Annotated in this window: 15 protein-coding genes and 1 tRNA gene; 5 read left to right on the top strand and 11 right to left on the bottom strand. The window is 47.1% G+C overall.

All coding sequences use genetic code 11. The features are described from left to right. Nucleotides 1–105: 105 nt before the first annotated feature. Complete coding sequence (gene petG, locus QUA83_RS01855) at nucleotides 106–225, bottom strand: cytochrome b6-f complex subunit V (RefSeq protein WP_015174208.1); 120 nt, start codon at nucleotides 223–225, stop codon at nucleotides 106–108. 180 nt (nucleotides 226–405) lie between these two features. Between petG and QUA83_RS01860 the strand changes: the two genes are divergently transcribed. Beyond that, nucleotides 406–786: a c-type cytochrome gene (locus QUA83_RS01860; RefSeq protein ID WP_333291061.1), complete on the top strand. Its 381-nt coding sequence runs from the start codon at nucleotides 406–408 to the stop codon at nucleotides 784–786. A 145-nt stretch (nucleotides 787–931) separates the two neighbouring features. On the opposite strand, the gene QUA83_RS01865 is transcribed toward QUA83_RS01860, so the two are convergent. The 5 genes from QUA83_RS01865 to QUA83_RS01885 form a co-directional block, all read right to left on the bottom strand. Next, nucleotides 932–6,394 carry a DUF4347 domain-containing protein gene (locus QUA83_RS01865; RefSeq protein WP_333291062.1) on the bottom strand — a complete coding sequence of 1,821 codons (5,463 nt, stop codon included), beginning with the start codon at nucleotides 6,392–6,394 and terminating at the stop codon, nucleotides 932–934. A 525-nt stretch (nucleotides 6,395–6,919) separates the two neighbouring features. Next, on the bottom strand, nucleotides 6,920–7,279 hold the full coding sequence (locus tag QUA83_RS01870) for an NIL domain-containing protein (protein ID WP_333291063.1): 360 nt from the start codon (nucleotides 7,277–7,279) through the stop codon (nucleotides 6,920–6,922). A 156-nt stretch (nucleotides 7,280–7,435) separates the two neighbouring features. Beyond that, nucleotides 7,436–8,314 (bottom strand): sulfate ABC transporter permease subunit CysW, encoded by an 879-nt coding sequence (gene cysW, locus QUA83_RS01875; RefSeq protein ID WP_333291064.1) that lies wholly within the window; start codon nucleotides 8,312–8,314, stop codon nucleotides 7,436–7,438. Then, entirely contained in the window at nucleotides 8,304–9,164 is an 861-nt protein-coding gene (cysT, locus tag QUA83_RS01880; RefSeq protein ID WP_333291065.1) for a sulfate ABC transporter permease subunit CysT, read from the bottom strand. Before cysT ends, cysW begins: the two co-directional genes overlap by 11 nt. 101 nt (nucleotides 9,165–9,265) lie before the next feature. Next, nucleotides 9,266–10,411, bottom strand: coding sequence for a sulfate ABC transporter substrate-binding protein (locus QUA83_RS01885; protein ID WP_333291066.1), 1,146 nt, complete (start codon nucleotides 10,409–10,411; stop codon nucleotides 9,266–9,268). A gap of 382 nt (nucleotides 10,412–10,793) precedes the next feature. Here QUA83_RS01885 and QUA83_RS01890 point away from each other — a divergent pair, with 382 nt between their 5' ends. The 4 genes from QUA83_RS01890 (at nucleotide 10,794) to QUA83_RS01905 (ending at nucleotide 15,013) form a co-directional block, all read left to right on the top strand. Next, on the top strand, nucleotides 10,794–12,950 hold the full coding sequence (locus QUA83_RS01890) for a WD40 domain-containing protein (RefSeq protein ID WP_333291067.1): 2,157 nt from the start codon (nucleotides 10,794–10,796) through the stop codon (nucleotides 12,948–12,950). Nucleotides 12,951–13,091: 141 nt separating this feature from the next. After that, nucleotides 13,092–13,164 (top strand) — tRNA-Thr (locus tag QUA83_RS01895). A 265-nt stretch (nucleotides 13,165–13,429) separates the two neighbouring features. Continuing rightward, entirely contained in the window at nucleotides 13,430–13,846 is a 417-nt protein-coding gene (locus QUA83_RS01900) for a hypothetical protein (protein ID WP_333291068.1), read from the top strand. Between the two features lie 6 nt (nucleotides 13,847–13,852). After that, complete coding sequence (locus QUA83_RS01905; protein ID WP_333291069.1) at nucleotides 13,853–15,013, top strand: hypothetical protein; 1,161 nt, start codon at nucleotides 13,853–13,855, stop codon at nucleotides 15,011–15,013. 123 nt (nucleotides 15,014–15,136) lie between these two features. Here the strand turns inward: QUA83_RS01905 and QUA83_RS01910 are convergent, their stop codons facing one another. From QUA83_RS01910 to QUA83_RS01930, 5 genes are all read right to left on the bottom strand, one after another. After that, nucleotides 15,137–17,035 carry an aminopeptidase P family protein gene (locus QUA83_RS01910; protein ID WP_333291070.1) on the bottom strand — a complete coding sequence of 633 codons (1,899 nt, stop codon included), beginning with the start codon at nucleotides 17,033–17,035 and terminating at the stop codon, nucleotides 15,137–15,139. A 16-nt stretch (nucleotides 17,036–17,051) separates the two neighbouring features. Further along, complete coding sequence (locus tag QUA83_RS01915; protein ID WP_333291071.1) at nucleotides 17,052–18,221, bottom strand: pyridoxal phosphate-dependent aminotransferase; 1,170 nt, start codon at nucleotides 18,219–18,221, stop codon at nucleotides 17,052–17,054. A 116-nt stretch (nucleotides 18,222–18,337) separates the two neighbouring features. Then, complete coding sequence (locus QUA83_RS01920; protein WP_333291072.1) at nucleotides 18,338–18,670, bottom strand: XisI protein; 333 nt, start codon at nucleotides 18,668–18,670, stop codon at nucleotides 18,338–18,340. Next, the gene (locus tag QUA83_RS01925; RefSeq protein ID WP_333291074.1) at nucleotides 18,658–19,077 is read right to left on the bottom strand and encodes a XisH family protein; all 420 of its coding nucleotides are present in this window, start codon (nucleotides 19,075–19,077) and stop codon (nucleotides 18,658–18,660) included. Before QUA83_RS01925 ends, QUA83_RS01920 begins: the two co-directional genes overlap by 13 nt. 157 nt (nucleotides 19,078–19,234) lie before the next feature. Beyond that, complete coding sequence (locus QUA83_RS01930) at nucleotides 19,235–22,276, bottom strand: SMC family ATPase (protein WP_333291075.1); 3,042 nt, start codon at nucleotides 22,274–22,276, stop codon at nucleotides 19,235–19,237. Between the last annotated feature and the right edge of the window lie 141 nt (nucleotides 22,277–22,417).

Raw genomic sequence — 22,417 nt, forward strand, 5'->3', positions numbered from 1 at the left:
GAACAAAAGCGAACAGCACAACACGGATTTGGACACGGATACACGGATGAGTCGGGGAGCACTCAAAACAGGGCGGGCACTCAAGGCACCGCCCCTACAAGCCTTTTACTTATTGATACCCAACTGATCGCCGCGCTTGTACTGCTGATAAGCAGCAAAAAACAGCCCCGACAGAGTAACAAAGATTAGACCCAGAACAATACCTGAAAGCAGCGGTTCTACCATGAGAGCTCCTTAACGTTAAGATTTAACAACCTATTTTTAATATTACCAGCACTTACACAGATGAATTTTCCAAAAAGCGCCCTTCCGGGAGTATTAGATCTTGCTCTCCCCGCTGCGAACGATTAAGCTATGTTATGAGAAATAAATTTTCTTGTAGATACTATTTTTAATTGAACTCCTTTGAATAACCAACTTGCCAGGAATGAAATTAAAAACCCGATCGAGCGACTTGCCATCTTTGCGCTAGCGGTGTTGCTTGCCATCATCTTGGCGACGATCGCAATTCGTCACTTTCAAGTCGCCGATCCTTACGTCAAAAGCGTACTATCCCTAACGGGCAACCCGTTTCAGGGTTCCGCCATCTTTCAAATGAACTGTGCGGGTTGTCATATATCGGTTTCAGACAGTCAAGTCGGGCCCAACTTGCACGGAGTTTCCGAGCGCAAATCCGAATTCGATCTGATCCGGCAAGTCACCAGCGGACAAACCCCACCAATGCCGCAGTTTCAACCGAGTCCGCAAGAAATGGCAGACTTGCTGAAGTATCTCGAACAAATTTGACCAAAGAAGGGGAACGGAATTCGTTCCCCTTCTTTGGCTGATCCTCGAAACCCATGCTTAGAGGTACTGCTTCCCGCTAGTCCCTCTCTGCTGGGACGGCAGGCAAGTGTATGCTCGGTTTTAAGTGCCGAGTTTGATCTGCGGACTAAACCAGCAAGTTAAAACTCTGAGCCGATAACTGGCTCGGCTGCACGCCCGTTAGTATAGCCAAAATCTGGTCGCTGTTGGCGATTCCGATCGCCGTCGAGCCATTAGTTTCGGTCAATGACAGTTGATTGAAGTCCAAGCCTCCCAGCAACTCGATCGAATCAACTCCTGCGGAGAAGTTGAAAATCGTGTCAATTCCTCCGCCCGCTGACAAGACAAAGCCATTGCTGCCACTGCCGCCGACGAGGGTATCGCTGCCAATGCCGCCAAAGAGCAAGTCATCGCCGGTGTCAGCAAAAAGCAAATCATCGCCGCTGCCGCCAATTAAGGTATTGTTACCCTCGCCGCCGCAGAGAGTGTCATTGCCTTGATCGCCAAATAGCACGTCGTCGCCAGCGCCTCCCAACATTACGTCATCGGCTTTGCCCCCGTACAATATGTCATTGCCTTCGTCGCCAGAAAGAGAGTCGTTGCCACGATTGCCATAAATCGTATCGTTACCGCGATCGCCAAAAATCAGGTCAAACCCTTTGCCACCAAAGAGAGTATCGCTATCGATGCCTCCGTAGACAGTATCGTTGGCTATATTGCCATTGATATAGTCACCGCCCCCTCGGCCAAAGATCAAATCGTTGCCGCCCAACCCAAAGATAGAGTCATTAGCGACACTACCGACGATCGTATCGTCGCCGTTAGGGCCATTGATCACATTACCCGCTGAAGAAGTGCCCGCCTCATTGGGAGTAGCGATCCTGGGGAAGTTCTCAGGGCAAACCAAATCTGTCGGTACAGGTGGTGTCGGCGTCGGCGTCGGTACAGGTGGTGTCGGCGTCGGCGTCGGTACAGGTGGTGTCGGCGTCGGTACAGGTGGTGTCGGCGTCGGCGTCGGTTCAGGCGTCGGCGTCGGAGTCGGCGTCGGTTCAGGCGTCGGCGTCGGAGTCGGCGGCGTCGGCGTGGGTACAGGTGGCGGTGGCGGCGGCGTCGGAGTCGGCGGCGGCGTCGGCGTCGGAGTCGGCGCTGGGAAGTTCCCGAAGTTGATGCCGCTGACAATAGCGCCTGAAGTTAGGGTGATGTCGGCCGGTTCGGGTGTGCTTTGGGTGAACCCAGGTTGGTTGACTTCCCTGACGCGGTACGTTCCCGGCGTTAGGTTCGCGAACAGGTAGTTGCCACTGTTGTCTGTGGTAGTAGTAACAGGAGCAGGAGCAGTTCCAGCTACGACATTGGTTAACTGAATTTGGAAATTGGGTAAACCCGGTTCTCCAGCATCCTGAGTGCCATTGTTGTTGCTGTCTTGGAACTTCAGACCTTGGATCGCCCCGGGTTGGGGCAGGAAGTTGCCGAAGTCAATGCCCGTGATGTTATCTCCACCTGTTACCGTAACGGGGGCGGGGTTGGGGGTCGTCTGCGTCCAGCCATTTTGCTGGACTTCCCTTACCTGGTAAGTACCTGCGGGTATATCTCGCAGAGTGTAGTTGCCCGCTGCATCAGTGATGGTAGTCGGTTCGCCCTGCTGAAAGATGCCATCGGGATTGATACTGTCGAGGAATATTTGCCAGTTACCTAGCCCCAATTCTCCGGCATCCTTAAGGCCGTTGTTGTTGAGGTCATTGAATTTTTGACCGCTAATAGTGCTCGACTGGAAGTTGCCGAAGTTGATATTAGCGATGTCTTGACCGCTGGTGACAGTGATGTCATCCGGGTCGGGGGTAGTTTGCGTCCAAGCAGGCTGCAAGACTTCCCGCACCTTGTAGGTTCCTGCTGATAAATCGAGGAATTGGTAGTTGCCGGCGGCATCGGTGAGGGTGTTCGGTTCCCCGGTGTCGAGAGTGCCGTTATCGTTGGTATCGAGGAAGAATTGCCAGTTGGCAAGCCCTAGTTCCCCGGTATCTTGTACCCGGTTGTTGTTGAGGTCATTGAACTTCAGACCGCTGATGCTATTGGGCTTGAAGTTGCCGAAGTTGTTGTTTTGGGAGTCGGTACCGCTAGTGACGGCGATCGTAAACGCGCCGGAAAGAGTAGGCGTGGCTGCATTGACGGGCGGCACAGTTTGCGTCCAGCCTGTTTGTGGCACTTCCCGCACTGTATAAGTGCCGGCTGTAAGGTCGTCGATCTCATACTGACCCGTAGCATCGGTGATTTCGCTTTCTTCATCAGCATCGAAGGTGCCGTTATTGTTGGCATCCACGTAGATTGTCCAGCCTCCTAGGGGTTGTTCTGCTGGCGCATCTTGGATGCCATTTTTGTTGAGATCGTTAAATTTAATCCCGCTGATTTTGCCCAACTGGAAGTTGCCGAAGTTTTGAGCCGTAATATTTGTGCCGCTGACCGGGTTAATTGGATAAAAAGTCGGGCCTGCGGTTTGTGAGAAACCAGTCGGTACGTCTTCTCTCACAAAGTGCCGACCGGAGCCAACGTTGGCAAAGCTATACGTTCCAGCCGCTGCTGGCGCTGTATCGGTAACTTGAGAGGCGATTTCCGTATCACCGCTATCTAAAGTGCTGTTATCGTTAGTATCTTTGAACAAGCGAATGGTAGTGCCGTTGAGCGGGGTGTCGTCAGCAGAGAAGCCGTTGCCTGTGAGGTCGGTGAATTTGGTGCCGCTAACGGTGATGTTTTGGAAAACGCCGAAGTTTTGACCGGTGACGGGAGTACCGCTTTGGGCACTAACGAGAATGGCGGCAGCGGGGAAAGAGATGCTGGAGTTGGCTGGGGCAGTGGCTTGTATCAGGTAATTGCCGGGGCCTATCTCCGAGAATGTGTAATCTCCTGCTCCCGCAGTGGTTTGTGCAGTGCCGACAACAGTATCTGTGCCGACTTCTAGCGTGTTGTTGTTGTTGGTGTCTTTGTATAAGTTAACTGTGATGCCGTTTAATACGGTGTCATCGGGCGTGAAGCCGTTGCCCGCGAGATCGGTGTAGGTTTTGCCTGCGATCGATGTTTTCTGGAAATTACCGAAGTTGGCACCCGTGACATTAACAATACCCGTATTTGCCGGAGTCGGGCCGAGGGTCTGCACCCAAGCAGTCGCAGGGGTTCCATCGGGTGGCGCTTCTGTAATCGGAGTATCTGTTTTTACGTCGCGGATGATGTAAGTGCCGTCGGCTGCGGTAGTAGTGCTCTTCGTGCCTACAGAAATCACCCAGCCCGGAAGACCTGGTTCAGTAGCCGCGGCACCTTGGAGGCTATCCCCGTTAAGGTCGTTGAATTTAACGCCTGTGACGATCGGGCCGTACTCGTAGGCGCCGATATCAACACTAGCGCCGATCGTCCGGGGAAAGCCAGCACCCCGCTGGTCAGTTGCCCCGGCAGCCGCAGCCGCCGCGGCGTCGCCGCCATCGATCGCCGGATTAGGAGTTGCAGTGCTGTCAGCCAAAGCATAAGTCAGGGGAACGCCTGTAGCCTGGTTCAATTCTGCGGTAGGGGCGATGACATTTGCTAGAGGAACTGTCAGTTGCTGAGCTACAGGTAAATTGCTGCCAGCAACATTCCCGATCAAATTGTTGATACTGGTGGCCGCGAAAGAGGTTCCGAACACGTCAGGATTCGCGCCGCCCAAATTCCCGGCGACGATCGAATTTAGGACATTCACAGTACCGCCGTTAGTAGCAATGCCCCCGCCCACAGCAACAGCAGGGGCAGTAGCAGTAGCAGTGTTAGCAGTGATGGTGTTGTTAGTCAGAGTTGCTGTAGCGCCACTGTTGACAAAAATCGCAGCCCCCGCGCCCTGGCCCGCTGTCGCCCCCGCACCGCCAGCCGCGCCTCCGGTTGCTGTGTTGTTGAACAAAGTGCTGTTGTTCAGGGTCAAACTACCACTATTAACAAAAATTGCGCCTCCCAAACCAGCACCGCCGCCGCCGCCGGCTGGGCTGCCGACGCCGCCCGGGGTGAAAGCTCCGACTGTCGTGCTGCCTCCGCCTGCGGTACCGAAGCCGCCTCCGCCTCCGAAGCCCCCGACACCGCCGTTGCCGCCAACACCGCCGCCGCCGCCTCCTCCTCCTCCTCCGAAGCCACCAGCGCCGCCAATGCCCCCAGGGCCTGCTGCACCTACTGTGCCAGTGCCTGCGGCGCCACCAGCGCCGCCAGCGCCGCCGCCGCCGCCTCCTCCTCCGAAGCCGCCCGGACCGCCAGCGCCGCCAGCGCCGCCCGTACCGCCGTTAGTCCCGCCGGTACCAGCGCCGCCCGTACCGCCAGCGCCGCCGGGGCCGCCGTTAAGACCGGTACCGGGCAATCCGCCACCGCCAGCGCCGCCGTTGCCGCCCGTACCGCCCGTACCACCCTCAGCGCCGATGCTTGGCAACCCGGTGAGGCCAGTTTGACCTGGCCCGCCTGCAGAAACGAAGGGAAACAGGCCTGCAAAATCGGTGTTGCCGCCTGGGCCTGCGACTGCAGGAGCGACGGGGGGCGCGCTGCCCGCGCCGCCCGTCGCGCTGTTGCCAGTAAAGGTCACGCTGTTAACTGTGACAGTGCCGCTGTTGATAAATAGTGCGCCGCCCATGCCGGCTGCACCGCCGCCGCCACCTGTGCCTGCAGCGCCTGTAGATATGCCGCCGGTAATTGTCAGGTTGGAAAATGTGACTGGGGTAGTGGTGCTGTCGATGAAGAAGCCCCGGTTATTGCCGAGATCTAGGGTGAAACCGCCGCCGGTAAAGGTGATAGGGGTAGAAATCCTGGGCAGAACCTGTCCGGGCGCAAAGGTGATGTTGCCGGTGATGGCGATCGTGTCTGCATTGGGCAAAGCGTTAGCCAGAGTTATCGCATCTTGGAGTTCGCCAAATGTGGCGACCAAAACTGCACTGTAAGCTTCCCTCGCCTCAGCCGAAAATGCCAAAGGTGTTTCTATTTTGCCCGTAGTTACTTCGAGTTCCCAGTCTCCACCCAACGCAGCATTCCCAGTTAAGTTATCGGAAGCAGCAATATTTGCACCCGTGAGCTGGCTCAGCCTTTCCACGAAAGCCACACCTGCTTCTGTGGCGCCGACGTTGCAACCGTAAAGCAGAATTTCGGGTTTAGCTGTAATTGGAGAGTTCGAGTTTGCTTCGACTGCTGGCAAAGCAAACCATGTTTCTAAATAATTGCGGTAGCTTTCAATGTTGCACAGATTTAGTTCTGTGCCCCCCAGTTGCAAGCTGGCTGCTGCGCCGTGAGACAAAATGTGGACGGCTGCAATGTTTTGCCGCTGTTTCAGTGTTTCGGCAATTTGCTCCATCCCGTCGCGATCGGCATTCAGAATAACAATTTCTGTATCGGGATTGACCGTTTTTGTTAAACTTTCGCAATCTTTAACTTGTGAATCTGCAAAAACTATCTGGTGTTTCCGTTCTTTATATAGTTCCACGTTCAAATTCTCCTGGTACACACACATCAAATTCATATCACAAACCAACCGCAGCAGCGATGGATCTTTTTCCGGTGCGAATGAGAGTCGATCGCCCTTAATTTCACCTAAATTGAATATTGACAAAAACCTTTTTTTATGCTTCCCTGCCCTAACTGAGTTAGTTTGATTGTTTAGAAGTTTTAAAGGGGGATATTGTTCCGGCTGTTACACCAATGTTTGAGAAGACTTGCGCGCTGTTTATTGATATGCCAGAGAGGGAGAAAACAGCAGATTTTATAAAAATTCTCAATCGCATAGTTAACTGACGACGCTCGATATTTGTTAATCAAGAGTCATCAGTCACGGTTATTAGCTGTAAGCTGGTGTGATTTGCTAGTGGTTAGCTGCTGAATGATCTGTAGGTGCGATCGACCAACCGCCCTCAAATGGCTTGGTAGTAAGGAATCCAAGTTCTCTGAGTTTTATGAAGGCTTGCATTCCTTACTAGAACCTTGATCACTGTTATTTTACAGGAAGAGATAGGCTGACTCATGACTAACATTCTTGGAGACTATTAGACTCAATAAATCTGCTCGAAGAAAGAAAATTAGGTGTGTCAGTCCCGAATATTAGCTACTCTTCCAGGTTTGTTCGTCAAAGACTCACTAATTACCAAGTTTCTTCATCCGGGTTATTGGAATTGCTCCAGATTTCCACATCTAAATCATTGAGATAAATCAGAGCCGTTTCAATCTGTTTACTTGTACCGTTAAGTTCCAAGTCAAACCAACCATCATCTAAAGTTTTGACACCCAACAAAGCGGCCTTAAAATTCACGGTCAAACCGTATTCAGAAATCAGGTGAGAGATTACAGGTTCCTGATGATATTCTTTAGGAACACGAATGCGAATGCGGGTTTGAGTTGGTCTGCTGTCAGCACTATCAGATTTTGGAATATCTGATTCTTGGGTTCTGTGAAAATTGCCGATCGCCTCAAATTGAGATTCGCTAGTGTTGTGAGCTAACATTTGGGACTCCTAATTTTTGTTTCAGTTTACACTTTGCACTAATATGTTGTAGGGTGGGTAGCTGTGAGATTTTCGAGCTTCCCACTAGATTGTCGATAGCGCCACCCCCATACTAATGACTAACAATTTCGCACCCTAAAGCCTCATGACTGGTGATTATTCTTCAACTTCTTTGATTCTAGTTTTTCGTTCTAAAATCTCCTTAAGCACAAGGGTGACAACTGCTAAAAGACCGAGAACTACCGCAGCCGAAAATGCGGCTTGCGTCGCGTACTGCTTGTAAGCATCCTCTACAAACAAAGGCAAAGTTTGCGTTTTTTTAGCAATATTTCCCGACACCACAGAGACGGCTCCAAATTCTCCCATTGCTCTAGCATTGGTCAAAATTACTCCGTAAAGCAATCCCCAGCGAATACTGGGAAGCGTGACATTCCAGAAAATTTGCCAGTCATTTGCTCCCAAAGTTTTCGCTGCCTCTTCTTGATCAGTTCCCACTTCTTCCAAAACAGGAATTACTTCGCGCGCCACAAAAGGCAAGGTAACAAAAGCAGTAGCCAGCACCATTCCAGGGAAGGCAAAAATAACCCTGATATTGGCCGCCTCCAGCCACGGCCCGAACCATCCCAGCCGACCGTAAAGCAGTACAATCATTAAACCTGCAACTACGGGAGATATGGCAAAAGGCACGTCTAAAAGGCTGATTAATAGCGTGCGCCCCCGAAATTTATTGCGGCCGATTACCCAGGCTGCACACAAACCGAATACTGTATTTATAGGCACAACTATCAGAGAAATTACCAGGGTAAGTTGCGCTGCGTGCAGAAAATCGGGTGAGGTTAAGTTAGACAAAAATGGCTCAAATCCCTTTCTGAAAGCTTGATAAAAAACGTTGAGAGTAGGGATAAATAAGACCAGAGCAAGATAGCCGATCGCAATTCCGATTAAAGTTGGTTTTACCCAAGCTTTTTCTTGACGCCGGCTAGAACCTGCGGGCGGAAATTTGTAATCAGCGGGTGAATTGATATTAGCCGTCATAGCGTCTTCTCCATGCTTGTAAGAGATTAATGGCGAACAGCATTGCCAGGGAAATAGCTAACATGACAGTGCCGATAACGGTTGCTCCTGCATAGTCGTACTGTTCCAATCTTTGAAAAATTAATACTGGTGCGATTAAATCTTTGAAAGGTATGTTAGAAGCTACAATTACAGTAGAGCCGTACTCGCCTACCGCTCGCGAAAAGCCGAGTGCTACTCCTGTTAAAATAGAAGGAAATAGCGGCGGTAAAACTACTCGCCAGAAGGTTTCAAATTGAGAAGCACCTAAACACCAAGCTGCTTCTTCGATCTCTTTTTCCATCTCGTTTAAAACTGGCTGTACGGTTCTAACTATAAATGGCAAGGAAATAAATATCATCGCTATACCTACGCCCAAGCGAGTAAAGGATATCTTGATTCCCAAAGGTGCAAAAAGCGAACCAATCCAGCCGTTATCGCTGTAAACTGTGGCGAGGGTTAAACCTGCGACGGAGGTGGGCAGTGCAAAGGGTAAATCGACGACTGCATCTATAATCCGTTTTAAGGGAAAGTCGTAGCGGACTAATACCCAGGCAATTAATGTGCCGAATACTCCGTTAATTAATGCCGCAATTAATGCCGTAAAGAAGGTGACATCGTAGGCGGAAAGGGCGATCGGACTGGTGGCAATTTTCCAAAATTCGGCGGGGTTTGCTGTGCTGGCTTTCAGTAGCATTGCTGCAACTGGGAGCAATAGCATTAAGCTGAGGTAGCCTAGGGTGATGCCCCAAGGTAAGGTGATTTTGCCGATCGCCCTTTTGATATTTTCGATCGGAGATTGAGGGTTACTGATTGCAGATGATTCAGCCATAAGTGAATAGTTTTGAGTTGGAAAGAATAATTGCGCTCCGGGGCTGGTTTTACCAAAAATAATTGCCTAAAACCAATCATCTCGTAAACCCGCCCCGGCCACTACTGTCTAATTGAACCTTGAATTTTGTCAAAAATAGCTCCGTCAGCGAAGAATTGCTTCTCTATTTCTCCCCAACCTCCTAAGTCTTGAGCTGTAAATAGGTTTTTGACGGGCGGAAATTTTTGGGCAAATTCTGGTTCCGCCGCTACTGTCGCATCTACTGGGCGGAAGCCGGCTTTGGCAAATTCTCGCTGAGCTTCTGGGGTGTACAGAAATTTGACAAATGCTTCGGCGACTTCGCGAGTACCGTGTTTATCAACGTTTTTATCGACAATGGCAATCGGATTGTCGATCGAAACATTGACTTCAGGAATACTATAAGTTGGTTTTTCGCCTTTCTGACCTGCCAGAAGAATCTCGTTTTCGTAGTTGATTAAGGCGTCCCCTTGACCTTGTTTGAAAAATACGTCAGTAGCTTCGCGGGCATCTTTAGTCATAATCGGGACGTTTTTGTAGACTTTGCTAGTAAAGTCTAATGCTTTGGTTTCGTCTCCTCCGGTTTTAACAACCGAGCCCCAAAGTGCGAGGAAATTCCAGCGGGCAACGCCTGATGTTTTGGGATCGGCAGTAATCAGCTTCACTCCATCTTTGCTTAAATCTTCCCAGGTTGTGATGCCTTTGGGATTGCCATCGCGGGTGACTATTGCTGCTACGGATTTGCTGACTATCCCTTCGTTGGGGACTTCTTTTTCCCACCCAGGCTCAATTAGTCCGGCTTTTTCGATTCTTTGAGTGTCGAAGGCTAGGGCTAGATGTACGATGTCTGCTTCTAAACCATCAATTACGGCCCGAGTTTGGGAACCGGAACCGCCGTAGCTTTGGTTGAAGGTGACGGTTTGGCCTTTTTCTTTTTTCCATTGTTCTACGAATTTGGGAATTATCGCTTCGTGGGCCGCTTTGGTGACGGCGAAGGATACTAGGGTTAATTCTACGTTGCCTTTGTTGGCTGCTGGGGTAGCACCGCCTGGAGTGGCTGCGGGGTTGTTAGTGGTTCCCTGGCCGCAGGATGCAACGGCCAGACTTAAAGTTACTCCCACTAAAAATAGCGACACAAATCTTTTCAGCGCAGTCAATGATTTATTTGTGCTGGCTGATGGCTGTTGCGGCCAGTGAAGGTGTTGAGTTAAGCGTTGCCACGGGCTCATTATATTTGTTCCTCTAGGAAAAGTACGGTTATTAGGTCGGAATACCGTAATTATGGTTGTGAAGTACGATTATAGACAAGAGCGAGTGAAATGGCAACAAAAAAAACGAATTTGGTAAACTCAGGGTCGATCGCATATCCTGAAGTCTTTTCCGTCGGTGTTTTCGATTCAGATTCGGGGTAAAATGTAAAGTGTATAAATAAATATTATTATTAAGTTAAGGTGCTAAGCTGGCGCGGCTGCACGATACGCCTGCATGATTCTCCTTACATATACAATCGGCCGATCGCCCAAATCTAATATCCCTGCCAAGAGTCCCCGCCCCAGCGAGATATGCCTGACTCGCGCGATCGTCCTTAAGTAAGAAAAAGTTTTAACTGGTATGTCCTTACCCCGCCCAGTCTCAGACACCCTAATTGAACTGTTGAAGCCTGTAGCCTCTGAATTGGGAGAAAGATTGGGAGCAAGCGCTGTCAACGAACGCTATGCAGAAATTGAGCCGTCTGGTTCTTCAGCTTTGAACCAGCAAATCAAAAAAGACCCCCGCTGGATTAAAGCACAAGTGAGATATTTGCAGCGGCAGCAGGCCAGAGAACAAGAATTAATCGCGATCGCCGACGCAGAAGAAAGGGTAAAGGAAGAACGGGCTAACCGAATTAAGGCACAAGAAGTAAGAGATAAGCGGGCAATTAGCCGACTTTGCCGCGACTTAATGCGGGAGTTTCAATCAGAAGCAATTCGAGTTAAGCTGAACGAAATTCAAACTATTTGGGACAGAGACAACTGGTTTTCTAATTTGAGCAGGCAGGAAACTGAACAGATTTTGCAGCAGCAGCAGCACCGCTTGCTGCTGTTAGTTGCTCCCGCAAAAATTAGCGAAGATTGCCCCGATTCGTTTCGCCACAATCTGAATATCGAGCTGCCGGCTAAGTTAAGAGCTTTTTTGAACCAGCACTACCCCCCGCATGGAGAGTTGTGCCCGGTTCAGTTTTACGGAGACTATTTCAAAAAATCCATTTCTGATATTGATGTGGAGCGGTTGCAGACTGTGTTGTCTCCCGTACCGACAGCTATACTGTACAGCGATATCAGCGATTATGAAGTTAATTTTCATGTGGGTTTTTGGGGAGTTATCAATCAGAGCGTTTCTCTAGTGGCGATGCAGCCTTGGAACTGGGAAGAGGTTTATAACCAGTTGGAGGCGGAGGGGAAAGATAAAAAGCTGAGCCTGCGGATTATTCGGCAAATAATTGTGACTATTCACAAGTTATTGGCTGCTTTTTTAGCTGATTTGTATTATTTAAATATCGATTTTACTCACGAACCTCAGTTATTTAAATTAGAGGCGGAATTTGCTCATGAATGGTTTTCTAAAGATTGGGCCCAACCGTATATTGAAACTCTTAAAGAAATTCAGGAGCAGCAGCGAATAGTCTATAAGGGAGAGATGCGGCGGCTGGCGCTGCGAGAGGCGAAAGCTAGGGCGGAACGCCAGCGTTTGGAGGAGGCTGAACTCAAACGCAGAGAGGAAGCTGAGGCGGCTGCTAAGCGGGTGAAGGAATTAGCCCACAAATTAAAACATCAGAAATGGCGGTGTGTATATACGGTGCCAGGACATTCATCGTTTGTGAATTCTCTGGCGATTAGCCCTGACGGCAAAATTTTGGCTAGCGGTAGTTGGGATAAAACTATTAAGATTTGGAATTTAGAAACAGCGGAATTAATTGGCACTCTGACGGGACATTCCGATCGCGTAAATTCGGTTGCTATTAGCTATGACGGAAAAATGTTGGTCAGCGGCAGTTCGGACGAAACAATTAAGTTTTGGAATTTGCATAGCGGCGATTTGCTGTGTACTTTTCCCGGACATTCTATGGAGGTGAATTCGGTGGCGATTAACCCGAAGCGCCCGGTAATTGCTAGCTGCGGCGGGGCTGATAATACGATTAAGCTTTGGAATTTGCGGAGTGGTGAGTTGCTGCGGACTTTGAAGGGTCATTCTGACAATGTGAATGCGGTGGTTTTTAGCCCGGACGGTAAAATATTGGCGAGTGGCAGTTCGGATGCGACGAGTAAGGTTTGGGATGTGGAAAGCGGCAAGTTGCTGCGGACTCTTTCGGGGTTGAATGTTGGGGTGAATTCTGTGGCGATCGCGCCAGACGGTCAGATTCTTGCTAGCGTGAGCAATGATTATACGATTAAGCTGCGGAATTTGCACACGGGCAGTTTGTTGCGGATTTTAAATACTCATTATGCGAAGGGAAAGGGTGTAACGAATTTAGGAACGAATGAGGCGCTGCATATTTTGCAAAATTATGTGAGTCGGGGCGATTCGGTTGCTATCAGTGGGGACTGTTTGACTTTGGTGAGTGGCTGCGATGATAATACGATTAATATTTGGAATTTGCAGACGGGGGAGTTGTTGAGCAGTCTTAAGGGACATTCGGGTACGGTGTACTCGGTGGCGATCGCACCTTCGGGCAATTTGCTCGCTAGCGGCAGTGCGGATCAGACGATCAAGATTTGGCGCTGCGATTAGTCAAGGGGCAGTTGGCAGTTGGCAGTTGGCAAAGATGATTTTGGTTCAGCCTTTGTGGGTACGGCTTTTGGGCGAATTTGAAAAAAAAATGGCTGGGGGGGTTGCGCTAATGACTGTATATTTGCTATATTAGTTTTTGTTGCTGGTGTAACTCAGTTGGTAGAGTAGCTGATTTGTAATCAGCCTGTCGCAAGTTCGAGTCTTGTCACCAGCTTATTTTAGGAAATAAAGGCTAGATAAAACTTCTAGCCTTTATTTTTTTTGCCTCGCGGGCGATCGTCTCACGGCGCTTGTCACCCGCCTCAGCAATTTTGATTGTTAACGTAATCTTTTTTCCAAAAATAGAAATATCTAGAGCTATATTGAATCTGGCGATCGCCAACTTGAGCGTCTGATTATCAAGTTTGATTAAATGTTAGCAACTCAGGTTAGCAAGCTATTCTAAACTAAATTTGTCAGCACTGTACCGGAGCAGCGAAATGTCCCCTTGGGTAAAAGATCCACATTCAGGCGGAGTTAAAATCCCTCCGGCAGTTCAAGAACGGGTGAAGCAGCGTATTCTCGATTATGCTGCTGCTAACTACGCTGGTAAGTACACTCGCCTAGGCATCCGCTTTCGCAGTCAGTTTTGTTACATTGATGCCTATACAGAACCTGATGTCCCCCTAGATTTTCCGAGCAAAGAGCTTCGCATATCTCGTGAAGAATATTTAGAACGAAAGCGAAATACCCCCCTTCACCTGTGTCGGCTGCGTTACTTTAGTGATGAAGAAGCTTGGACTCTGGGGTTTTACGCCTATAGCAGTGAAAAATACGAGCCTTGTATGTTCAGAAATGGCAGTTTCTACGGTACGCCTGAAGAAGCCTTTGATATCTCTTCTATGTACTTGCAATAACCCAAAATGAGCGAATATCAATATTACGAGTTTCAAAGCGTCGATCGACGTTTGACTCAATCCGAACAAGAAGCACTCAGCCAACTCTCTAGTCGCGCGCAAATCAGCTCTAGTAGAGCTATTTTTGTCTATAGCTATGGAGACTTACCGGGCCAAGAAAAACAATTATTAATCAAATATTTCGATGCTATGTTTTACATAGCTAATTGGGGATCATTACAACTAATGTTTCGTTTTCCCAAAGGTTTGATTGATATTGAACTGATGCAGAAATATTGCGTTGAAGATATAGTTGAGGTTTCGGAAATTAATAATTTTGTCATTTTAGAGATTTCTATTAATGAGGAAGAAGGTTTTGATGGGTGGATAGAGGGAGAAGGAAATTTATCCTCTTTGATAGGTTTGCGCCAGGAAATTTTGCAGGGAGATTATCGTTTACTTTATTTGGCTTGGCTGAAAGGGATTACCTATCTTGATGAACTCGACGACGAAGATGAAGATGAGCGAGATGATGATGATGAAAATGATGATGCAAATGATGATCGAGAAGGACTAGAGCCACCTGTTCCTCCTAATTTCGGTAAGTTATCTTCATCGTTACAGGCTTTTATCGATATTTTTGAACTGGATGAGCATCTACTGAAAGCTGCAATTAGTGCGAGTGTTACTAAAGATTCAATTCCCGAAAGTAGCATCAAAGAAGCTATCAAAAAACTTGAACGTTCTGAAGTTGATACTTTTTTACTACGGTTACTCAAGGAAGAATCTAATCTGTCTATTGAATTGGGTAAGAAATTATCAGAAATAATAGAAGTTAGGCAAGAGGAAAATCCCGGAAAACGAACAATTAGTCAGCTTTTAGCAAGCGCAAAAAAGGAAGAAAAAAAGGAAGAATACAGAATAGAACAGGAAGCTAAAGCTGCACGAATCAGAGAATTAGAAGCTTTGGCTAAGCGAGAAACGGCTGCTTGGGAAGATATAGACGCTCTTATTCAAAAAGGAACTTCTAAATCTTACGACGAAGTAGTGCCGTTACTTTTAAAACTCCGAGATTTGGCGGATTATCAAAAGCAGCAAATTAAGTTTTTAACACGGCTTCAACAACTGCATAATAAATATAGCAGTCGCTCTGGATTGAAAAGACGTTTGCTTAAGGCGAATTTATAATCCAATACGCTGGGGAGAGGACTATTTATTGCTCGGAGATCCCCCTAAATTCCCCCTTAAAAAGGGGGACTTTGATGCAGCTATTTTCCCGCCCTTTTTAAGGGGGATCTGGCTTAACTAAACCTATTGAATTTTACCTAATACAGCGCAGGCTTTTTTCAACCAGGCGATTGTTGCTGAATCAAGTACGGGTTCCAGTTTCTCGACTACCGAAGCATGATAATTATTCAACCATGCTAGTTGAGTCTTTGACAGTCGATCGACATTTATTAATTTGCGCTCAAACGGAATATACGTCAGCGATTCAAATCCGTACCAAACGGTACCGTTTTTGGATGGCATTTCCCTGACAACATAGAGATTTTCGATGCGAATTCCGCCCCATCCCGGTTCGTAATATCCCGGTTCGATGCTCGTTACCATTCCCGCTTCCAGGGGATACTGCACAAATTTGCTGATGCCGTTTGGCCCTTCGTGACCGGCTAAAAACGCGCCGACTCCGTGCCCTGTACCGTGTCCGTAGTCTAGCTGTTCTTGCCATAATACCGCACGGGCGATCGCATCTAATTGCGCTCCCGTTGTTCCTTTGGGGAATTGCTGCATTGCACAGTTGATGTGCGCGATTAAGACTGTTGTGTAGTGTTCTATTTGTAGCGCCGTCGGTTCTCCGATACTTACTGTTCTCGTATCGTCGGTTGTACCTGCTAAATATTGCGCCCCTGAGTCCAATAACAGCAGTTCCCCCGGTTTTAAAGTTATTTCTGGGCTGGGGGTTCCATAATGTACGATCGAGCTATTGGCTCCCGCACCGGCGATCGTTCTAAAAGTTAAAGTCTGAAAATCTGTTTCTTCTTGGTAAAATTTTTCGATGCTTTCTTTGACATCAAACTCTGTCACTACTTTACCATTTTCTAGCTGTTCTGTCAACCACTTTAAAGCCAAAGTTTTCGCTCGACTTGCTTTGAAATTGGCTGATTTCATCTGCTCAATTTCTACGGTATTTTTGCGAGCCTTCATCCCTTCTACCGGATGTGTCTCAAAAACTATTTCGATGTTGTAAAACTGCGCTTCTTGATGGTTTAATATTAACTGGTACGTGCCTGCTGTGCTGTGTTTCGGGTCTAAAAGTACCCGAACTTTATGTGGCAAATTTACGCAATTTTCTAATGTATGCGGATAGTCTGCGTAGGGAAGCAAAGTTACATCCGCCCGCAATTCTTGCTTGATTTCTAGCGAAATTCGTTCGGGATTTGTAAACAAAAACGCTGAATCTTTGGTGACAATGGCATAGGAGATGAAAATGGGAATGTGGGGAATATCCGAGCCTCGGAGATTGAACAGCCACGCTATTTGATTGAGGTTGGTAATCGGAAGCACATCAATATTGGCTTTTTGCATCGCTTCCCTGACTCTGGCTAATTTTTCGGCGGCGGTTTCTCCGGTCAGGGATACAGGTAAGCTAAATATGGGCTCTGCGTCAATCGCGGGTAAAGTCTCTGCTGTTTGCCAAGGAGTTTGCGATCGCACTTTGTCTGTCAAATTCTCCCGGATTGGTATGAGATCAATCTCCGCAGTTGCAAATTTTTTCACCCAATTTTGATATTGCTCTGTCGCTACGGTAAACGGGTCAAAACCCATGCGAATTTTCCTTGATTTTTCTGCCGATTCTACAGCCAGTTTTTCTAAAGTTTCAATTAACGTTAAATTTCCTTCTAAGCCGAGTTTCGATATTTGAATAATTCCAGTATCGACTTGCAATTCCGCTTGTTCGTAATAGCGGGAATCCACAAACAACCAAGCGGAATCTTTGCCAACCAACAAATCACCAGCGGAACCCGTAAAACCGCACATCCAAGCTCGCCGCTGCTTGGCTGCTGGAACTGATAAATTTAAGTGTTCGTCAACCGCTGTGATCAAATAGCAATCTAATTCATAATCGGCCATCAAATCGCGCAAGTCTGCCAGTTTGGCAGCGGAGGTATCTTGGATATTTGTATTTGCTTTCAAGTTCGTGGCAACCATGTTTGATTTTCCTATTTTACTTGTTTAAAATTGTCTTCAAACCTTTAACTAATCTCCTAATACCTGCGGTGGCGGTTGCTTTTTCCAAAGCACCGTAAGCAACGCGCAAATAGCAGCCGTTATCCATGCCGAAAGTTGTACCGGGAAGCACTGCTACGCGATATTCGCGAATTAATTGTTCTACTAATTCCATTGTATCGAGTTCAGTATCAACTTTCAAGAAAAAGTAGAAAGCTCCAGCGGCTGGGGAAATTGTACACAAATTTTGGATGGTATTGAGTTCGTCTAATACGAGTTGTCGCACAGATGCGATCGCCCTTACATAATTATCGCAGTAACCTCTACCAACTTGCAAGGCTCCCAGGGCTGCATACTGAGAAATTACGGGCGGACAAATTAAGATGGTATCTTGAATCTTTCTCACTGAAACGAGCAAGTGTTCTGGTATTACCATATACCCGATCCGCCAACTCGCAAAACCGTAGGCTTTGGAGAGGCTAAACAGAGAAATTGTATGTTCGCTGCTGTTGGGAAAAGCGGCGGGCGAACAGTGTTTGACGCCGTTATAAGTAAAATATTCGTAAGCTTCATCGCTGATGTGATAGATGTTGTGCTGGCGACAAATATCGTTAACTTCCCGGAGTGCTTCGACCGAATAAACAACACCAGTGGGATTATTTGGTGAAATGGTAACTATGGCTCGCGTTTTGTCGGTAATTGCTTTTTTTATAGCATCGATATTAAGTTGATAGTTGGCGTCTGTTTCTACTATCACTGGTCGGCAATTTGCCATAATTGCCGCCATTTCGTGGTTGAAGTAATAAGGTGATTGGATAATAACTTCGTCCCCCGCCGAAGTTATAGCGAGAATGGCGTTGGTAAATCCCATGTTGCTGCCGGCGGTAACGACAATGCAGTTTTGGCTATTAATTTCTATGGCGTTATCTGTTTTGAGTTTGGCTGCGATTGCATCCTGTAATTGTGGAATTCCTTCCACGGCTTTGTATTTGTGATTGTCTAGATTTGCGAAAAATTCGGGAATTTTGTCAAATGATTCTTGTGGCGGATTGTAGTAAACTACACCTTGTCCTAAAGATATTGTTCCCGGATTTTGGCGAATCAGTTCGCCAACTACGGGAATTATGGGCGACTGCACCGATTGCATTCTAGTGGGGTAATTTTTCATATAATATTTGTTTCTTGGGGCGTTAAGTAGATTGACAGAATTTACAGATTAGAACCCCGAATTATTGGAGAAGTCGGGGTTGGGGGGATTTTTGGTTGGGGATATTATTTAATGATTTACGCTATCGCAAATCCAGTAAATTGCCGTACATAAGGCGCTCGAAATCCCAACACAATATCTGTTTGAGGGACTCCAAATTCTAGAAATTGATTTGCAATTCCTACTTCTGTAAAATCGCGCTGAATCCAAATCTTTCCATCTTTGATATCAACATGAATGGGACATCCATGAATTCGTTCTTCATCCCGCCATCCCACATACAACAATAAATAGCGGTCGCGTTCCGTATCGAAAACAATTTCAGTGGTTTCTACATCTTGCTCAGACTGCTCTGTCGCGTGTTGATGTATGACTTTCTGAACTAACTGGCGATAATCTAATCTTTCCATAATGTTATCTCCTGTCCCTTCACATGAAAAACCAGCATCTTTATTTGATATCGTTCTAACACAGTTTGAATAAACGAGTCTGTAAAAAAATCTTGATAGATATCTGTAGGCACTGCCAAATACAGCACTCGTTCTGATTCCAATTTTTCCAATGCTACTCGATAATTAAGAAATTGACCAACAGCCGTATGGAATTCTGACAGCGCCGACAAGCCCACAAAACTTTTTACTTCTACTGCTATTTTTTGCATCCCCTTTTCGGCAGAAAGTAATTTCTCTCCTCCCAAATCTATCTGCATTTTTACTTGAGAAGTTACTCTTAGAAATAGAGGATCGTGAGTAATTTTCCATCCATCTTTCTCCAAAGCCGCACGTACTGTGTTGTGAAAGATATCTTTGGCTGACATGATTTAAAAAACTGTTTTACTAGAGCCAAAAAGAGCTTAGTTAACCGATGCGTAGTACACACCCTACATATATAGTTTGTAGGATGCGGACGGCGCACCGAGAGCGCTATAAATAGCGAGAAAAACTACTTTTGACATAAGTCTTATTATATTATAATTAGACTCTTTCAACTTCTATTCTAGAGCCTTGCGGAGACTTAAACACTTTAACTTGTGCGGGCAATCTTTCGCCCAATTCTCGAACGTGGGTAATCACTCCAATCATCCTGTCTCGCTGCCGCAAAGATTCTAAAATTTGAGTAACGCTTTCGAGAGTTTCGGTATCTAAAGTACCAAATCCTTCATCGAGAAACAAGCTGCCCAAGTGAGATCCTTGAGACAGTTTTTCTGACAAAGCTAAAGCCATTGATAAGGAAGTGGCAAAGGTTTCACCGCCGGAAAGAGTGCGTACTCGTCTAGCTTCGCCACCGTTCCAATTATCTGTTACCCAGTATTCGCCATCTTGGTTTTTTAATTTGTAGCGATTTTCGGTTAATTCTTGCAAAATTAAGGTGGCGCTGCCAACTAATTCTGCTTCTAAATGTTCTAAAATGTAGGATTGAAATTCGTTGGATTTGAGATTCTGCGCTAAGGTGTGATAAGTTTGCTCTTGTTCTGTGAAATTTGTGATTTGCTGTGACAGTCTTTCGGCTTGTTCGAGATTTTGGGCTGCTACTTGAATCCAAGCTAAAAGTTCGGCGCGGTTGTTGTTGGCTTGTTTGAGGTTTTCTTGGGCGGTATGTTTTGCCGATCGCACTTGTGCTAAATTATTCTCATCGGTAGTTCTGCCTGCGATCGCCTCGCTCAAATCTTTTGCCCGCGTCTCTAACTGAATTTTTGACTCGCGGTGAGAGCGAATAGCATTTTCCCATTCAGATTGTTCCTTAACTGTCGCAACCGCTGCTAAAAATGTCTCTTCTGTGAAATCAGTCGCTGTTAATTTTGTTGACCAATCCAGGTTTAGCTGCTGTTTCTGGGCTTGGGCTTGCCCAAAAACTTCTCCAGCTTGTTGCTCTCTCTCTGCGGCTTGAATAACCTTATTTTGAGCAGTTTGATAGGATTTTTCGGCAACTTTTAGCAGATTTGCCAAGTCTTGCTTGTCTTGTTCTAAGACTTTTGCTAAATTAGCATAAGGTTGATATTCGGTAATTTGATAAAGCGCATTTACACAACTTTGCAACTGCTGCTGGCGACGGTCTGATTCGGCGATCGCATCTTGATATTCCTGCTGTTTAGCTGCTTGAGTCGCCACCGCAACATTAAATCTTTCCTGAAAATTATCATATTCCAATGATGCCAGTTGGAACTGCTGTTCAGTTTCGCGGTATTGGCGATCGCTCTCTTTAAGGATTGCCAACTCCTGCTGCAACCCCAAGCTTTCCCACTGAGGATTTTCCAGAACTTGAGTGATTTGCTGCTGCAATTCGGCAACTCTATTCGCAGTTAATTCGAGCATTTGAGCAATTTCCGACTCTTTTTGCTGGCAAGCTGAAGCTGTACTTTTTGCCTCAGCAGCCAACCTTTGAGCATCTTGAAAAAGCTGATTTACCGCCGCCAATTTCTGCCGCAAACCAGCGACATCGACAATATTAGAATTCGGCAAAGGAGGCAGGCTCTCGCTCTCAGGATGCACCCCCCCGCACACCGGGCAAGTATCGCCAGAATTCAGTGACATTCTGATAGCAGCAACACTCTCTAAACGTGCCGCTTCCGCATTAGCGGTTTGGGCCACTTCTAACTCGCGGGCGCACTCTTTTAGCCTGAGTTCAACGGCTTCTAAATTAGTGGTAGCCTTCACATAATTTTGTTGAGCGCTTTCCTTCTCTGCCAGAGATTTATCCAACTGTTCTTGCTGAGTCTTTTGCTGCTTGGTAATTAGCTGAAGTTCCATCAATAAGGGTGCAATTTTCTGCAATTGCTCTAAACGCTTTCCTCCCAGCGAATACTGTTCGAGCTGTGCCGCTGCTTGAGTAACTCGAAAACCCGCGCCTTGAATTTTAGTGTTAGCAGCTTGCAGGTCTTTATCGGCTGCCATAAAAAAGCGGAGTTTTTCCTGTTGAATTTTTTGGGCAAGCGCCACTTCTTTTTCTAGTTGAGCGCGCTGTTCTTCATATACTTTAGCAGCAGCTAGAGCATCTTCGCGAGCCTTAATTTGTGGCGCTAGCACCTCTTCTTTCGCTTTTGCCGCGTCAAGTTGCTGCTGCTCTACTGCCAGCTCAGAGCGAGCTTTAATTAACTGCTTTCGGGCTGCCACCGAGGCACTTTCGGCAGTTTCATACTGACTGCGAGCCGATCGCACTAAAGCCCAATCTCCCTGTAAATGATTGGCAGCTTGCGCTCTTTCTAAACGCTGTGCTAAAATTGCAACCTCAGCAGAATTAGCATTTAATTTAGCCAGTTGTTGTTGTAACTCTTGCCAGCGAGCGATTTGCGAAAATAGCTGTTCCTCTTCATCTAGAGCCTTTTGAGCTTTCATCACAGCGCGATCGAAATCGGGCAACTGCTGCTCTAAAATCAAAAGTTGCGATCGTCTTTGATCCACCTCATCCGCCGTCGGCGCACTCAACTCAGCTAGCTGCCTTTCCACCATTTCCCGTTCCTGTTTCAGCAACTTGGCCAGCTCATTTGTTTCCTTCCGCATCTGCTCAAAAATCTCAAATCCCGCTAGCTGCCGCAAAATTTCCCGGCGTTTTGATGTATCCCCTTTAATAAACTCATCAAACTTGCCTTGAGGCAGAACAATTGCTCGCGTAAAAGTATCAAAATCCATTCCTAAAATCTGTTCAATGGTATTTTGAACAGCAACGATACTCGTCCCCAAAGTTTCCCATTGACCATTTTGCCAGTTGTCCAAAATCACTTTATTTTCGGGAGATTTCGGACGAAAACGCCACCTGCGCGTCACCCGATACTGTGCCGAACCCACAGCAAAACGCAACTGCACTTTTAAATTTTCGCTGCCTTGACTTGCCAAATCACTTACTTGTTTGCCGCTGCGAGTTGTCGTGCCAAAAAGAGCGTAAGTCATGGCATCTAACAGTGAAGATTTGCCCGCACCTGTAGCACCAGTAATTGCAAACAAATCGAGTTGAGAAAAATCTAAACGCTGTTCGCGGTGGAAGCTGGTAAATCCTTCGAGAATAAGTTCGAGTGGACGCATACTGATTTTAGTTTTAGGATTTGGGGTTTTAGATTGTTATATTCAGGTCTACTGTCTTCCTTCTACAGTCTTCCCGATCCCCCCTAACCCCCCTTAACAAGGGGGGAACAAGAGTATTATCAAAGTCCCCCTTCTTAAGGG

The sequence above is a fragment of the Microcoleus sp. K1-B1 genome, assembly GCF_036704705.1.
In the GTDB taxonomy this organism is placed as follows: Bacteria; Cyanobacteriota; Cyanobacteriia; order Cyanobacteriales; family Microcoleaceae; genus Microcoleus.

Coding starts and splice junctions, on each gene's coding strand:
- petG (WP_015174208.1), bottom strand. CDS start 225: ATGGTAGAACCGCTGCTTTCAGGTATTGTTCTGGGTCTAATCTTTGTT.
- QUA83_RS01870 (WP_333291063.1), bottom strand. CDS start 7,279: ATGTTAGCTCACAACACTAGCGAATCTCAATTTGAGGCGATCGGCAAT.
- cysW (WP_333291064.1), bottom strand. CDS start 8,314: ATGACGGCTAATATCAATTCACCCGCTGATTACAAATTTCCGCCCGCA.
- cysT (WP_333291065.1), bottom strand. CDS start 9,164: ATGGCTGAATCATCTGCAATCAGTAACCCTCAATCTCCGATCGAAAAT.
- QUA83_RS01885 (WP_333291066.1), bottom strand. CDS start 10,411: ATGAGCCCGTGGCAACGCTTAACTCAACACCTTCACTGGCCGCAACAG.
- QUA83_RS01890 (WP_333291067.1), top strand. CDS start 10,794: ATGTCCTTACCCCGCCCAGTCTCAGACACCCTAATTGAACTGTTGAAG.
- QUA83_RS01900 (WP_333291068.1), top strand. CDS start 13,430: ATGTCCCCTTGGGTAAAAGATCCACATTCAGGCGGAGTTAAAATCCCT.
- QUA83_RS01905 (WP_333291069.1), top strand. CDS start 13,853: ATGAGCGAATATCAATATTACGAGTTTCAAAGCGTCGATCGACGTTTG.
- QUA83_RS01910 (WP_333291070.1), bottom strand. CDS start 17,035: ATGGTTGCCACGAACTTGAAAGCAAATACAAATATCCAAGATACCTCC.
- QUA83_RS01915 (WP_333291071.1), bottom strand. CDS start 18,221: ATGAAAAATTACCCCACTAGAATGCAATCGGTGCAGTCGCCCATAATT.
- QUA83_RS01920 (WP_333291072.1), bottom strand. CDS start 18,670: ATGGAAAGATTAGATTATCGCCAGTTAGTTCAGAAAGTCATACATCAA.
- QUA83_RS01925 (WP_333291074.1), bottom strand. CDS start 19,077: ATGTCAGCCAAAGATATCTTTCACAACACAGTACGTGCGGCTTTGGAG.
- QUA83_RS01930 (WP_333291075.1), bottom strand. CDS start 22,276: ATGCGTCCACTCGAACTTATTCTCGAAGGATTTACCAGCTTCCACCGC.